This window comes from uncultured Bacteroides sp. (genome assembly GCF_958445495.1).
Classification (GTDB): domain Bacteria; phylum Bacteroidota; class Bacteroidia; order Bacteroidales; family Bacteroidaceae; genus Bacteroides.
The window spans coordinates 13,759-27,768 of record NZ_CAUCSQ010000053.1 but is presented as its reverse complement, the minus strand read 5'-3'; the positions used below and the strand labels follow the sequence as shown (position 1 = coordinate 27,768).

At 44.2% G+C, this 14,010-nt stretch carries 10 protein-coding genes and 1 pseudogene; 4 read left to right on the top strand and 7 right to left on the bottom strand.

The window, feature by feature from the left end:
- Positions 1–258: 258 nt before the first annotated feature.
- The 5 genes from Q5076_RS14920 to pta form a co-directional block, all read right to left on the bottom strand.
- Positions 259–1,248 carry a glycosyltransferase family 2 protein gene (locus Q5076_RS14920; protein ID WP_303014400.1) on the bottom strand — a complete coding sequence of 330 codons (990 nt, stop codon included), beginning with the start codon at positions 1,246–1,248 and terminating at the stop codon, positions 259–261.
- Positions 1,249–2,021: 773 nt separating this feature from the next.
- Positions 2,022–4,694 carry a PL29 family lyase N-terminal domain-containing protein gene (locus tag Q5076_RS14915; RefSeq protein WP_303014399.1) on the bottom strand — a complete coding sequence of 891 codons (2,673 nt, stop codon included), beginning with the start codon at positions 4,692–4,694 and terminating at the stop codon, positions 2,022–2,024.
- A 373-nt stretch (positions 4,695–5,067) separates the two neighbouring features.
- Positions 5,068–6,003 (bottom strand): site-specific integrase, encoded by a 936-nt coding sequence (locus tag Q5076_RS14910; protein ID WP_303014398.1) that lies wholly within the window; start codon positions 6,001–6,003, stop codon positions 5,068–5,070.
- Positions 6,004–6,310: 307 nt separating this feature from the next.
- A complete protein-coding gene (locus Q5076_RS14905; protein ID WP_303014397.1) occupies positions 6,311–7,513 on the bottom strand; it encodes an acetate kinase in 1,203 nt (400 codons plus the stop codon).
- A gap of 33 nt (positions 7,514–7,546) precedes the next feature.
- Positions 7,547–8,566 carry a phosphate acetyltransferase gene (pta, locus tag Q5076_RS14900; protein WP_303014396.1) on the bottom strand — a complete coding sequence of 340 codons (1,020 nt, stop codon included), beginning with the start codon at positions 8,564–8,566 and terminating at the stop codon, positions 7,547–7,549.
- A gap of 197 nt (positions 8,567–8,763) precedes the next feature.
- Between pta and Q5076_RS14895 the strand changes: the two genes are divergently transcribed.
- From Q5076_RS14895 to eis, 4 genes are read left to right on the top strand one after another with little or no spacing between them, the layout of a single operon-like run.
- Positions 8,764–9,225, top strand: coding sequence for a CidA/LrgA family protein (locus Q5076_RS14895; protein WP_303014395.1), 462 nt, complete (start codon positions 8,764–8,766; stop codon positions 9,223–9,225).
- On the top strand, positions 9,222–9,917 hold the full coding sequence (locus Q5076_RS14890; protein ID WP_303014394.1) for an LrgB family protein: 696 nt from the start codon (positions 9,222–9,224) through the stop codon (positions 9,915–9,917). Before Q5076_RS14895 ends, Q5076_RS14890 begins: the two co-directional genes overlap by 4 nt.
- Positions 9,918–9,972: 55 nt before the next feature.
- Positions 9,973–10,890, top strand: a complete 918-nt coding sequence (locus Q5076_RS14885) for a DUF2156 domain-containing protein (RefSeq protein ID WP_303014393.1) — start codon at positions 9,973–9,975, stop codon at positions 10,888–10,890.
- A gap of 10 nt (positions 10,891–10,900) precedes the next feature.
- Entirely contained in the window at positions 10,901–11,914 is a 1,014-nt protein-coding gene (gene eis, locus Q5076_RS14880) for an enhanced intracellular survival protein Eis (protein ID WP_303014391.1), read from the top strand.
- On the opposite strand, the pseudogene Q5076_RS14875 reads toward eis, so the two are convergent.
- Positions 11,911–12,663, bottom strand: a pseudogene (locus Q5076_RS14875) (glycoside hydrolase family 88 protein). The gene eis and the pseudogene Q5076_RS14875 overlap by 4 nt on opposite strands.
- Before the next feature lie 40 nt (positions 12,664–12,703).
- The gene (locus tag Q5076_RS14870; protein WP_303014390.1) at positions 12,704–13,999 is read right to left on the bottom strand and encodes a BNR repeat-containing protein; all 1,296 of its coding nucleotides are present in this window, start codon (positions 13,997–13,999) and stop codon (positions 12,704–12,706) included.
- Positions 14,000–14,010 lie beyond the last annotated feature (11 nt).

The following is a 14,010-nucleotide window of genomic DNA, read 5'->3' as shown; positions in this document are numbered from 1 at the left end:
GGTGCCCACTGGCTAATAGACAACTTGCGTTTATCTTCCATGATTTATATTTAAGTAAGGTTACAAAGATAACCCTTTATCTGGAACAAAGAAAGCGATAAGGATAAATCCCCTTTCTCACCCGTCTTTTATTCCGGACGGAAAACTGAACCATTGCTCAAGACATGCCGAAAGAACCGAACGACCTGTAAAAACCAACAGACATGCAGAATCCCCGTATCATCTTGCATAAATGGATTTACCCGGAGCAATCAAGAATCACTTGTAGAAATTTTTCCGGAAAGCTTCAAACTCTCCTCTCCCCAATATGCACCGCTGCCACCACGCACGCCAGAACCCCGTGCCGTAGCCGATAAGCTGAATAAAAGCGGCTGCAATGGAATATATGCCAATCACCAAACTCTTGTTCCGGACAGTGGAATCCACGCACACCAGCAAGGCATATAAAACAATCGGAGCAAAACTGAAAAGGCAAAACGGAACGCCCAACAACAGTATGGCAATTCCCAATGTAAAGACAGCCGGAAGCAAATGTACCACCTTCAAGGAATCCGGGTATTTCTTATAGAGATTGATACGGGCAATACCGGAATTATGCACCTGCTTGAAAAACTTCCTCAGGTTCGTTCGGCGTTTATGGTACACCCAGGCATCCGGGAAAAGGCAGCAAGTATAACCGTTTTTAAAAATACGGATGCTGAAATCTATATCCTCTCCAAAACGCATAGCGGAAAAGCCGCCTAAACTCCCGTACACACTACGGCGAACTCCCATATTGAAGCTGCGGGGATAAAACTTATCCATCTTTTTCTTTCCTCCGCGGATACCTCCTGTAGTGAAAAAAGAGGTCATCGAATAATTTATGGCTTTCTGAATGTCTGTAAAAGAATCATGGGCTCGGTCAGGACCACCAAAGGCGTCGACCGGACAAACTTGGAGTTCTCTTTCCACGGCATCAAAATATCCTTCGGGCAGAATGACGTCGGAATCTAATATAATAAGATATTCCCCTTCGCAACGTTCTGCCCCGTAATTGCGGGTTTGTCCCGGTCCAGAATTCGGTTTCGAGAAATATTTGATGTTCAGCCGCCCGGTATAACGCTTCACCACCCCATCGCAAGAGACAGAGGACCCATCTTCCACCACGATGACTTCAAAATCCTTAAAGTGCTGGGCAGTGAGGCTTTGCAACAATTCGTCCACTTCGTCGGGACGATTATAAACGGGGATTACAACGGAATAGCGCATAAGATAATCTGTCTAAAAATATTCTGCATGCAAAGTTAAAACAAAAGAAGCTTATAAAGCCATTTTTTTGTGTAAGTTTACAAAGATGGGAGAAAAGTTTATATTCTCTATCTTCAACTCCGACATAGGCAAAGGGCATTTTCAAACCGCTCGTTACCCCAACCGGCTAGCCGGATATAAAAGAAGAAGAAAAAGACTTACCGAAGGGACTTTAGACAGGATAACCCGGCAAGAATATTATTTGTAATTTACCTTTATCCTCTTTCCAAAGTAGCTGTAACTTACTTCCTGATGTCCCATCGAAAACCTGTTTTTACACCGAAGGAAAACTCCCGATTAAGCCCCAACTATAAATGAAGTTCTGACTATATAAAGCAGATTATGAGATTAAAACAATATTTGCCAGTTTATTTGTAACTAATCATATATCCCTAACTAACATTTTGCGAGGAAACATAAAACTATAGCTACAGCATTCTTACAAAAAATAAAAAGGACGTTCCTGGGAAATAAGGGAAATTGGAACGTCCTTTGAAATAGAGATTTATTGCAAGGTTGGACTTTCACAAGGGCAACCTCCCTCTCTATTCATTCAATAATTCAAGGATATAAAATCCTTAGTGGGAAATAATATCCACCTTTTCACAAAGATGAATAATTCAATAATTGTATCTGATATCACTATACCAGACCAATCATGCTATTAATAAAAAGGGTAACTCCGATAGGGGAAAACGGAGTTACCCTTTCTATTTTATTTCAAGAATATGATATTACTTCAAAGAAGCTTTTACCGTAATTTTCTCAATAGTTTCAATACCCCAATTATGACGAACTGTAACTTTCACATAAATATCTACAGACTGAACAATCGTAGTATTATTACATGTAATCACACCATTAGTAATTGTGTACGTATCTGGCTTTACAGAAGTGCTATAATCTACAATTTCATAGGATATACTACTCTGTTCTATACCATAAGCAGCCGCCCAAGGTGTAACCAACTTTCCTTTTTCAATGACTGTATTCTTTGGAGACACATTAATGTCCGTATCCAACATTGAAATCTCTGCTCGTTCTCCAACATTAATAGACTTATTCTCAGCACCATCAATATTCCAAGATATAGATGATTTTTTACTAATCAATGCACCGAGCGGAGAACGGAGTACTGGCTCACAATAGCTAACCTTCTCTCCAGCCGTATTCTCAATAATAGCATCGATATCGGTATTCTCAATTCTTGCTCCGATTTTAATTGCTCCCAACGTCTTCACATTTACGATAGGAGAAACTTTTATAACACTATTACTAATCTCTATTTGGTCATATATATTCTGTACAGCCTGTGACTGTTCACTCTTCGGAGCCACATAATACTCAATCTCTTCACTAGATTTCGAACCATCCGTATTGTATGCAGCATAAAGGTCTTTTAGATTTGCAGTCATAGTAAATGAGTGGTTTGTTTCATCCCATGCACCGGTAATAGTAGTCTTACCGTCTACGACAAATGCACCAATTTGTTTGATGATTACTTTACGTTCACACTTAACAAGCTCCTTCAACTTCAAAGTAAATTTTCTCGTAGTGCCATTTACAGAATGAGTTGTTGTCGATTTACGCCATGAGTAATCCTCATCACTTGTTATCTCATACTTCTTAGCTGTACCGGCGGCAGGCCATGTTTGGAATGAATACAATTGTTGTTCTCCGTTAATAACAGTCTCTGCGGGGAATATCAATTCCAGCAAATCCTTATCCGTAGTCTCACCCGGAGTAAACAGAATATATGCATCAACCTTATTAGCATAGGTTTTACCATCTTCGACAGTCTGATAGTACAAACCATACTGAACAGGAGTTAGATTTTCATTATCAGACATATAGTCACGTCCACCCAATGAATTTAAGAATGAACGAACATTCAATTCAATCCTCTGTTCGTTTGTACTATACTGCAAATCTGCCAGTTTTCCAGCTTCAGCGGCATCTTTCGTTTCTACATCAATATCAACCAATGCCGGAGCTACTTGCTGTTCACGAACTGCTTTCACTGCAAAATTATAAGAATTGATTTCTACACCTTTTTCATTCTTATAAGTAGCTGTTACATAGCACAATTCGTTGATAGCAGAAGCTTGTTCATCAGACTTAGTTGTAATGATGCCATCTTTTATTTCAAAAATACCCTTTCCTTTACCTTCCGTCTGTTTAAATTCAACAGTAATACCGCTAAATCCTAAATCCGCCATTGAAACGAATTTTTCTTCTTCACCGTGTCCTAAAGCGACGGAATCATTCAAATTATATGATTTATCATACACAAACGTATATTCAACGTAAGATGAAAAATCTCCGTCATCTATAGAAGATAAATCATCAACAGGAACTTCTACAGAATCTTTCGTATGGATAAAAGTCAAATTATCCGGAGTCCATTTTACAGCTTTGAAATTGAAATAATTAGAAGCTGTCGTATAACCATTAATTGTGATATCCAAGGAAGAAGCATAGGGAACATCCACTTCAATATTTTCAGGAGTCATGTTTACACTTAAGATTCCTTCTCTATTATCGACCCATTTAGCACTGCCTTCTACATATTTCAATGCCGGAACGACAGCTCTAGTTTTATATGTATCGGTAAATGCAAATGTAGCTTTACCTAAATCCATCGTTGTAGGCCATATTTTAAAAGTAGCAACAGACGCACTGGTTGCCAATAATTCTGCATCAGAATCAGCAGATGCCATCAAGCTAATTGACTGTACGAAATCGTCACTGTCATCAGCAGCTTGTTTTCTGTAAACAACACTTTGTAAACCATTATAGGCAGATCCTTCTGCCAACATTTTATATTCCTTACCATCCAGATTGATTACATATAGTCCATCTACTTCATTAATTACAATAGAAGGAATATGCGTATCGGTTTTCAGGGTTGTTACCACATCACCAATTACAATATATCCATCCTTATTAATAGAAACATTGGCCGACGCATCCTGTCCCGGCTCTCCCGGTTCACCTTTTTGCCCTGTAGCATTTACCTTATTTCCCTCTTCATCCAATACATATTCATACGTCTTACCGTCATCTGTACTTACCTGCCAAAAGTTATCATCAGATACTCTGAATTTAGGAATTACAGTGTTGCCATCTAACCCTGGCTGCCCATTCTCTCCATCTTTACCATTGGTAATAGTCAACGTAGAGCCATCGGAAAGAGCTAACTCGTACCCATTTGTTATAGCGGTATAGCTGACAATAAATTTACCGGCTTTCATTGCAGCTTCTACCTCTTCAATTTTACTTTTATTGGCGTTGACTTGCTGTTGCAAACCATCTATATCATCATCGTAGTCTTTACATCCTACGTAGCTGATAGCAGAAAGCGCCAACGCTCCGAAAAGCATCACTTTTACAAACTTTTTTCTCATAACTACTTAAAAATTACATTAATAATATATTATTAAACACTAAGTTTCAATAATAGTATGCCCGTTACTTTGTAGGTAACGGGAGAACCTTTACACCTGCTCTTCCGGAGTAATCTATGTAGGAAAACAAATAAATAAATTACGAAACATCTTTACCCCTGCTTCCGAAAGGCAGCAGAGGGAAGAGAAATCTTTGTTTTAATCAAGAGGTTGGAAACGGTCTAATAAAAAGAACTTCCCGGTTTTATCGTGTTATTTCCTTTTTTTAGCGGTTTCTCATAAAAAAAAGCAATTTTGTTTGCTAGTTTTCAGAAATATGCTCATATTTGCAGCGTCATTCAGTCCCGTTACCTACAAAGTAACAGGCTCAATTTCAACAGATTGTATTCAATGCGATACGTCTAACAAAATCAATGACCCTTTTATTGGCATCATCTATTTTCCTATTGTGAAAAGGCTTGAGATAGGTTTCCGTCACTGTTATGGACGAATGTCCCATTGCCTCTGAAATGATGCCGGGATGAACTTCACAATAATATGCAGTCGTCGCCCAAGTATGGCGGGCCGTATAAGAACTCAACTTATCGTCAAGCCCCAATAGTTTGCCCAGCAGCATCAACCGGCGGTTAAACGCACGCAATGCCAATTGGTATTCGCGATACGCTTCCAGTGTCCCCTCCCCGCTTTTTAACACAGAAAAAAGATAAGGGGAAGAAGTGTCACGGTTCATGTACTTTTTCAATAACCCCATCGCCTCCGTAGTCAGTGTCACCGATAAAGAACGCCCGGTCTTGCGCCGACGATAGGTTATCACATTGCCACGCAAATCACTTTTACGTAAGTAAGCTAAATCAACGAAAGGCAGGCCACGAAGTAAGAACATCAGAGTAAACAATTCCTGCGTACGCCGTAAAGCAGGAACAGAGACAGGAGACTGCAATCCGGCAAACATTTTTTTCACATCGCCGTTGTCTAACGCACGCTTGCGATCGGCACGAGTCCCGGTATAAACCGAACGAAACAAATGTGGCACATAGGGCGCTTTCCGAAGCTCCACCGCCCGGTTGTAAACAGCGCGGAAGGTGCGCAAATAAGTAGAAACAGTATTCCAACTGCAACCGCGGCCGCGAAGATGTATTTCAAAAGATTTCAACCACTCCGGAGTCACTTTATCAAAGGTGAAATCTCCTTTTCCATGATACATAATAATGGCATTAAGACTGCTGCGGTACACATGAGCTGTCCCGTAATTTCCCCCCATTTGTAGCTCTTTAGCTACCTGATTCATAAATGCTAGAACTTTCAACATGTTGCTATTATTTAATTACACAATAAACATACGGGTATTTTCGAAAACCGACAACCCCACCGTGTAACCAATAACAAATGAATGGCAGCGATGTTCCTCCGTCGGAACACAGGTTTCCGAACCTATTATGCCCGCAACCGCTATGCCTATCAACAGCAATCCCCTTGTTTCAGTCCTGGTTCATAACCACGCGGGGACTAAGACAAGGGGATTTATCTTAAAAAAGGGTATCAATCAAAAAATTCAGGTTTTCAAGGCCTATGCCGAAACCTCATTCATACGGAAAAGACAACCCGGCAGCAGTTTTTTACCGCTTATTTAAAATATCCATCGTATCGGAAGCTATCAGTAATTCTTCATCCGTAGGAACTACCACAACTTTCACTTTAGAAGCCGAAGTAGAAATAACAGCCTCGTCACCGTGAATCCGGTCATTCACCGACTTGTCGATTTCGACGCCCATGAATTCCAACCCTTTGCATACTGCTTCACGGCATTGCGACTGGTTCTCGCCGACACCGCCGGTAAACAAGATGATATCCACACCGCCCAATGCAGCAGCATAAGCGCCAATGTATTTCTTGATACGGTAATAGTACATCTTCTCAGCAAGAATTGCTCTCGGATTGCCCGCCTGACAGGCAGCATCCAGCTCGCGCATATCGCTTGACACTCCGGAAACCCCGAGCACACCACTCTTCTTGTTCAACAGGTTGGAGACTCCCGTAGTATTCAGCCCTTCTTTCTCCATGATAAACGTCACTGCACCGGCATCAATATCACCGCTACGAGTTCCCATCATTAAGCCTTCCAGCGGAGTCAGCCCCATAGTAGTGTCTATGCATTTGCCGTCCTTGATGGCAGCGATGGAACCTCCGTTGCCGATGTGGCAAGTAATGATTTTCAACCCTTCCGGTTTCACGCCCAAATACTCACACACACGTTTCGACACGTAACGGTGAGAAGTTCCATGGAAACCGTAACGGCGTACGGCGTATTTTTCATACAATTCATAAGGAATGGCGTACATATATGCATAGTCCGGCATGGTTTGGTGGAAAGCCGTATCGAATACGCCCACCTGCGGGATAGCGGGAAGAATGGCGGAAACCGCATTTACTCCTTTCAAGTTGGCAGGATTATGAAGCGGTGCCAAGTCATTGCAAGCCGTAAATGCTTCTAACACTTCCTTGTTCAGCAATACGGATTCGCTGAAACGCTCGCCGCCGTGTACCATGCGATGACCCACGGCATTGATTTCATCCAATGACTTGATAGCTCCATATTCCGGGCTAATCAATGTGTTGAGGATAAATTCCACCCCTACGGTATGTTCGGGAATGTCTTTCTCCAGGATTTTCTTTTCACCGTTTGGCAATGTCAACTTCAGGAAAGAGCCCTTCAAACCGATTTTTTCGATACCACCTTGAGCAATCACCTCTTTGGTAGTCATATCGAACAGTTTATATTTTATAGAAGAACTGCCACAGTTCAATACTAAAATCTTCATATCATTCTACTGTTTGTTATTAGTAATTTATAATCAATGGTTCGCTTTTGCAGCGATAGCCTGGTTTGCCGTGATGGCAATCATGCGGTACACGTCCTCGATAGAGCAACCGCGCGACAAATCATTTACCGGACGGGCGATACCCTGAAGAATCGGGCCGATAGCATCGGCATGTCCCAGACGTTGAACCAGCTTATAGGATATATTGCCCACTTCCAGGCTCGGCACAACCAGCACATTGGCATGTCCGGCTACGTGAGACCCCGGAGCTTTGCTAGCTCCCACTTCGGGAACAAGGGCTGCATCCGCCTGCATTTCACCGTCTAAATCAAGAGTCGGCGCCATCTCTTTAGCAATCCTGGTGGCTTCCATGACCTTGTCCACTACCTCATGCTTGGCGGAACCTTTGGTGGAAAAACTCAACATAGCTACTTTCGGAGTTTCGATGCCGGCAACCGCCTTAGCGGTCTGTGCCGTACAAATGGCAATCTGTGCCAATTGGTTCGCATCCGGAACCGGGGTCACAGCTACATCGCCCATGACTAGAATACCGTTCTTTCCGCATTCAGGGGCATGGGTAAGCAGCAACATAGCACCTGACACGCAAGTGATGCCCGGAGCAGTCTTGATAATCTGCAAAGCCGGACGCAATACGTTGCCGGTCGTGTTACGGGCACCCGCCAACTGTCCGTCGGCATCACCGCTCTTAATCATTAAACAACCATAGAACAAGGGGTCGTTCGTCAGATTACGGGCTTCCTCGATTGTCATACCTTTCTTCTTACGAAGCTCACACAAGAGTTGCGCATACTCCTCATGCTTCGGAGAAGTCTCCGGATCAATAATGGTAGCCTTACTGATATTTCCCAATCCCCACTTTTTGGCAAGTTCGTTGATTTCAGCCGGTTTACCCAGCAGGATAAGGTCGGCTACTTCATCTGTCAAAATCTGATTGGCAGCTTTCAATGTGCGTTCTTCAGTTCCTTCAGGAAGAACAATGCGCTGGCGGTCTGCTTTCGCGCGCGCCACGATTTGGTTGATTAAATTGAGCATAGATATATTGAATAATGTTATAAATCCCGGTTACAATCTGTAATAAACTGTGCAAAAGTAGACAATTTTGTAATATCCACATTACAATTCCGTCCATTTTTCGTTTCCAAGTCTAAATTATTATAATATTTAACACTGTACTTCTATTTTTCCTACCTTTGCAGCGTTTTCAAAATTATTCAATAGGTAATTAATGTATGATACGTCAGTGCGCCATCTTATTCGGCTGTTTGGCTCTGGGTGAATTAATCGTTTATCTGACAGGGGTTAAACTCCCTTCTAGCATCATTGGGATGTTGCTGCTCACCCTTTTTTTAAAATTAGGTTGGATTAAACTGCAATGGGTACAAGGATTGTCCGACTTTCTGGTAGCCAACCTAGGATTCTTTTTCGTTCCACCCGGCGTGGCGTTGATGTTGTATTTCGATGTCATCACGGCAGAGTTCTGGCCGATTGCCACAGCAACGGTAATAAGCACGGCCCTCGTGCTTGTCGTTACGGGATGGGTACATCAGATTGTGCGTAAGTTCAGGTTGGCTCGTCAAATCAAACTGGCGCAGAAACTCCGCCTGCCGGAGCTTCACTTGCCGGACAAACTGCATCTACCGGACAAATTACATTTAAAAGATAAAATCAATTTAACGGATAAAGACAAATGAGTTTCCTAGAAAATAACTTCTTCCTGCTGGCTGTCACTTTCGGAGTTTTCTTTTTCGCCAAACTCCTTCAGAAGAAGACAGGACTGGTACTGCTAAATCCTATCCTGCTGACTATCGCGGTATTAATCATTTTCCTTAAAATGACAGACATTTCTTACGAGACATATAACCAAGGCGGACATCTCATCGAGTTTTGGCTACGGCCGGCAGTCGTCGCCTTAGGTGTCCCCCTGTATCTCCAACTGGAGATGATTAAGAAACAATTATTGCCGATTCTCCTCTCCCAACTGGCAGGATGCATCGTGGGGGTCACATCGGTGGTGCTGATTGCCAAACTGATGGGAGCCTCACAGGACGTAATTTTGTCACTCGCCCCAAAATCCGTCACTACTCCGATTGCCATGGAGGTAACGAAAGCCATCGGGGGTATTCCGTCCCTGACCGCTGCTGTTGTTGTGGCAGTAGGCTTGCTGGGTGCAATCTGCGGTTTCAAGACAATGAAAATCATGCACGTAGGCAGCCCGATAGCACAAGGTCTCTCTATGGGAACGGCCGCCCATGCCGTCGGGACTTCCACGGCAATGGACGTCAGTAGCAAATACGGGGCGTACGCTAGTTTGGGACTGACGTTGAACGGGATATTCACAGCCTTGCTGACGCCTACCATTCTCCGGTTACTGGGTATTTTGTAAGAACAAAAACCTCTATTTTTCCGTTATATAAGAATTGAATCCTAAAAGTATCCTCATGATTTCATTTAAAGATATCACACTGGCAGATAAAGACACGATTACCTCATTTACAATGAAAAGTGATCGCCGCAACTGCGACCTCTCGTTTTCCAACCTTTGCAGTTGGAGATTTTTGTATAATACTCAATTTGCAGTAACCGGCAACTTCCTGGTATTCAAATTTTGGGCCGGAGAACAACTGGCGTACATGATGCCCGTAGGAACCGGCGACCTGAAAGCCATGTTGCACGAGTTGATAGAAGACGCCCGCAAGGAAAGCCAGCGCTTTTGCATGCTGGGAGTTTGCAGCAATATGCGCACCGAGCTTGAAACTCTCCTGCCCGAACGCTTCATTTTTACGGAAGACCGCGATTATGCGGACTACATCTACCTGAGGAGTGACCTTGCGACATTGAAAGGGAAAAAATTCCAAGCAAAACGGAACCATATCAACCGATTCCGCAATATGTATCCCGACTACGAATATGCACCCATAACCCCTGAACGCATCCGGGAATGCATGGAGCTGGAAGCTGAATGGTACAAGGCGAATGACTGTGACCAGCAGGAAGGAACGGGTAATGAACGCCGCGCACTTATTTATGCGCTCCATAACTTCGAGGCACTCGGACTGACGGGAGGCATTCTGCATGTCAATGGCAAAATTGTCGCGTTCACTTTCGGCATGCCTATCAACAACGAAACATTCGGCGTACATGTGGAAAAAGCGGACACCGGCATCGAAGGGGCTTACGCCATGATTAATTACGAATTCGCCAACCATATTCCCGAACAATATCTTTATATCAACCGGGAGGAGGACTTGGGCATTGAAGGTTTGCGTAAAGCCAAACTCTCTTATCAGCCGGCTATCATCCTTCCCAAATATATGGCTTGCCTTCAAGACAGCCCGATGGATATGGTAAAATGGTAAAATGTTCAGTATGGTAACAAAAGAAAAAGTAAAAGCATTATGGAAGTTATGTTTCGATGACAGTGATGAGTTTATCGAGATGTATTTCAAACTACGGTACAAAAGTGAAATAAATATAGCTATCAAGAGCGGTGATGAAGTCATTTCCGCCCTCCAGACACTCCCTTACTCAATAAACTTCTGTGGCAAGGAAGTAGCCATGTCTTACATATCCGGTGCCTGTACGCATCCTGATTTCAGGGAGAGGGGCGTCATGCGCCAGCTTCTATCGCAAGCTCTCACCCGGATGTTACAAAACAAGGTTTATTTCAGCACGCTGATACCTGCCGAACCCTGGCTGTTTGACTATTACGCACGCATGGGATATGCTCCGGTGTTCCGGTATTCGGCCAAAGAAATTATCCTCCCGGAATTCATCCCTTCCAAAGATATTTCGGTCAGTATCATATCCGATTACCGAGAAGAGGTTTACTCCTACTTGAACAGGAAACTTGCCGAGCGCCCTAACTGCGTCCAACATACCGCGGAAGATTTTCAAGTAATCATGGCAGACCTTGCCGTCAGTAACGGATACCTGCTCGTCGCAGAGAGTGACGGAATACAGGGAGTTGCCATCGCCTACCGGAGAGACGAACACATCCTCATCAACGAACTCGTTGCAGAGACCAAAGATGCTGAACACAGTCTGTTATACCATATCAGGCAACATACAGGCTGCAACCAGATGACTCTTCTGTTGCCTCCCGAAAACGGACTGCCTCAACAGACCTTGGGAATGGCACGCATCATCAACGCCAAAGAAGTATTACAGCTATACACTTCCGTTTTCCCGAACGACGAGATGCAGTTGGAACTCTCAGATAAACAGTTGTCCGCGAACAACGGATACTATTATTTATATAAAGGAAAATGTATGTACAGCACCGAGCGTTTGCCCGGTGCGCACATACAAATGAATATCAATGAGTTGACAAACAAAATCCTCCAACCGTTAAATCCTTATATGAGCCTGATGCTGAATTAGTTTCCAACCTCCGTAATCGTACGCGACTTGCTGGCATTCAAATAACGCACCCATTCGCAAGCCGCCAGATTAAGAAAGCACCGACTCCGAAATTCGAAGTGGAATTGGCGTCCACTATCTGTCCGGGGATTGCCTTTTCACTGATAGGCTGTACATATCCAACTTTCCCGTCAAGTTGCAAAGCCACTATCGAAAGATATTTCCAAGCCTTTTCAACTATCGGCTGGTATTGCCTGGAATCGAGGAAACTGCTGTTTATTCCCCATTGCAAACCGTAAGCGAAAAAGGCTGTCCTGCTCGTTTCCGGTCCGGACGCATGTTTCGGGTCGAGCATACTGCACACCCAATATCCTTCGGATGGCTGGCAACCGCCACTGATTTCGCCTGCGTACGGAAACGACTGATGTATTCCTGACGATACTTATCCGTCACCGGCATCACCATAAAAAGCACATAATCGTCGCTTTCCCCGTAACTGTATTTCCAGTTGGTCTTATTATCGGATTCGGCCCCTTTCCATTTGTTATGTTCCACCCACTTTTTCGAATATTCCAAATACTCCAATTTCCCCGTCAGGAAATAAGCCTCCATGTTACCTGTGTGATAAACGGTATTATCCCCAAAAGAACAGCCATGTTCGGGATGATTCGTCTGCCAATATCCGTTTATCCTGTGAATGATGCCGAGCACTTCCTTCGACGCTTCCGTGTCTTCATCGCCGCAACCAATGAAAGAGTTGCACTTCCAATTAAAAACGCCGATAAAAAGCAGTATATAATTTCCCATATCTTATTGCTTCGTATGTAAATCCATTTCTAAAACATACACCATCTGGGGTTCGATTTCCGAAATACGTTCTCCATCGCCCTGACGGGTATGCTGGACAAAGAGGTGCAGTTTCCGCCGCTCTTTCCAAAGCTCCGTATCATGAGAGGGTTCCCATGCCTCCACCGGAAAGTCCGTCAGGTCGGTCACTGTCCACTGCCCCGTATCAACATCAGCGGTATGAGCCATGGAGACGCGGCTTCCCCGCTCTTCGTCACGGAAAATATAGAAAACTTCCCCTTTCTCCACAACGATACGGGGACGGGCAACAGGAATCATTTTCGTTCCCCCGCCTTTCAATGTAAACGGGGTCTTTCGTTCGGTAACCTGCCGATAGCACCACTTTTTCCCGTCGTTCCAGACCACTCGGTATTGCGGCACATCGCTGTCCGGCTCTCTCCAATAAGTAGCGATATAGGGATTTCCTCCCGCATCGGCACTCATGCTCGTCTGGTTAATCAACTCGCAATTCTGCGGCAACCGGCACGCATATTCCGCATTCGATAATTTTATAGGAAGGTCGTATTTCGTCCCGTCCGACTTGTACCAGGTCATTCCGTTATCGAAGGAGCGGGCATAACAAATGTCATGGTTCGTCTCTACATGCCACGTCTCGCGCCATACCCACGAGAGATGAATCGTTCCCCTCTCGTCGACATACAACTGCCAGTAGGCATTCCTCTTGTCTTCTCCATCTATCAACACGTCCTGCACCCGTATCCACTTACGTTCTTTCAACGAATAGCGGTTCATCACCAGATTACCCCGCCCGGAAGATCCGGAGCGGTAGACAAACAGCAAATCCCCTCCCGCCAAAGGGTAAAACTCCGGATAGGTGACATTCTCTTCATCAATTCCGGTCATCGGCATCTTATCTCCCAGTTCCAAAACACCGGGAGCCACACTCCGGCAATAGTTCAGCGGATGTCCGTGATGGTCGAAAGAGACATGCAGATACCCTTCCCCGTCCACCGTCATACTAATAATGTTATGGGCGTCCTTCACGTTTCCCCGGTACTGAGTGCGCTGCAATGTCCACCGTTCCGACTCCAATTTCCGTTTTCCCAGCACTAGATATCCTTCGGCATCATAATAACTGATATATTGTTCGTCTCCGTAAGTAATCAGGGAATTATTGCGGAACACCGTCGTATTGACCGACGTACTGCTATACCCCTTCCCCACTTCTACCAGGTGTTGCGAATAGCCCCCGGCAGAGGCCAGCATTATCCCGCAAAGCAACAGCAATATCCGTTTCATACCCATCCTTT

Excerpts from the sequence above, each read along its gene's own strand:
- Q5076_RS14920 (WP_303014400.1), bottom strand. The coding sequence starts at position 1,248 with ATGCGCTATTCCGTTGTAATCCCCGTTTATAATCGTCCCGACGAAGTG.
- Q5076_RS14915 (WP_303014399.1), bottom strand. The coding sequence starts at position 4,694 with ATGAGAAAAAAGTTTGTAAAAGTGATGCTTTTCGGAGCGTTGGCGCTT.
- Q5076_RS14910 (WP_303014398.1), bottom strand. The coding sequence starts at position 6,003 with ATGTTGAAAGTTCTAGCATTTATGAATCAGGTAGCTAAAGAGCTACAA.
- Q5076_RS14905 (WP_303014397.1), bottom strand. The coding sequence starts at position 7,513 with ATGAAGATTTTAGTATTGAACTGTGGCAGTTCTTCTATAAAATATAAA.
- pta (WP_303014396.1), bottom strand. The coding sequence starts at position 8,566 with ATGCTCAATTTAATCAACCAAATCGTGGCGCGCGCGAAAGCAGACCGC.
- Q5076_RS14895 (WP_303014395.1), top strand. The coding sequence starts at position 8,764 with ATGATACGTCAGTGCGCCATCTTATTCGGCTGTTTGGCTCTGGGTGAA.
- Q5076_RS14890 (WP_303014394.1), top strand. The coding sequence starts at position 9,222 with ATGAGTTTCCTAGAAAATAACTTCTTCCTGCTGGCTGTCACTTTCGGA.
- Q5076_RS14885 (WP_303014393.1), top strand. The coding sequence starts at position 9,973 with ATGATTTCATTTAAAGATATCACACTGGCAGATAAAGACACGATTACC.
- eis (WP_303014391.1), top strand. The coding sequence starts at position 10,901 with ATGGTAACAAAAGAAAAAGTAAAAGCATTATGGAAGTTATGTTTCGAT.
- Q5076_RS14870 (WP_303014390.1), bottom strand. The coding sequence starts at position 13,999 with ATGAAACGGATATTGCTGTTGCTTTGCGGGATAATGCTGGCCTCTGCC.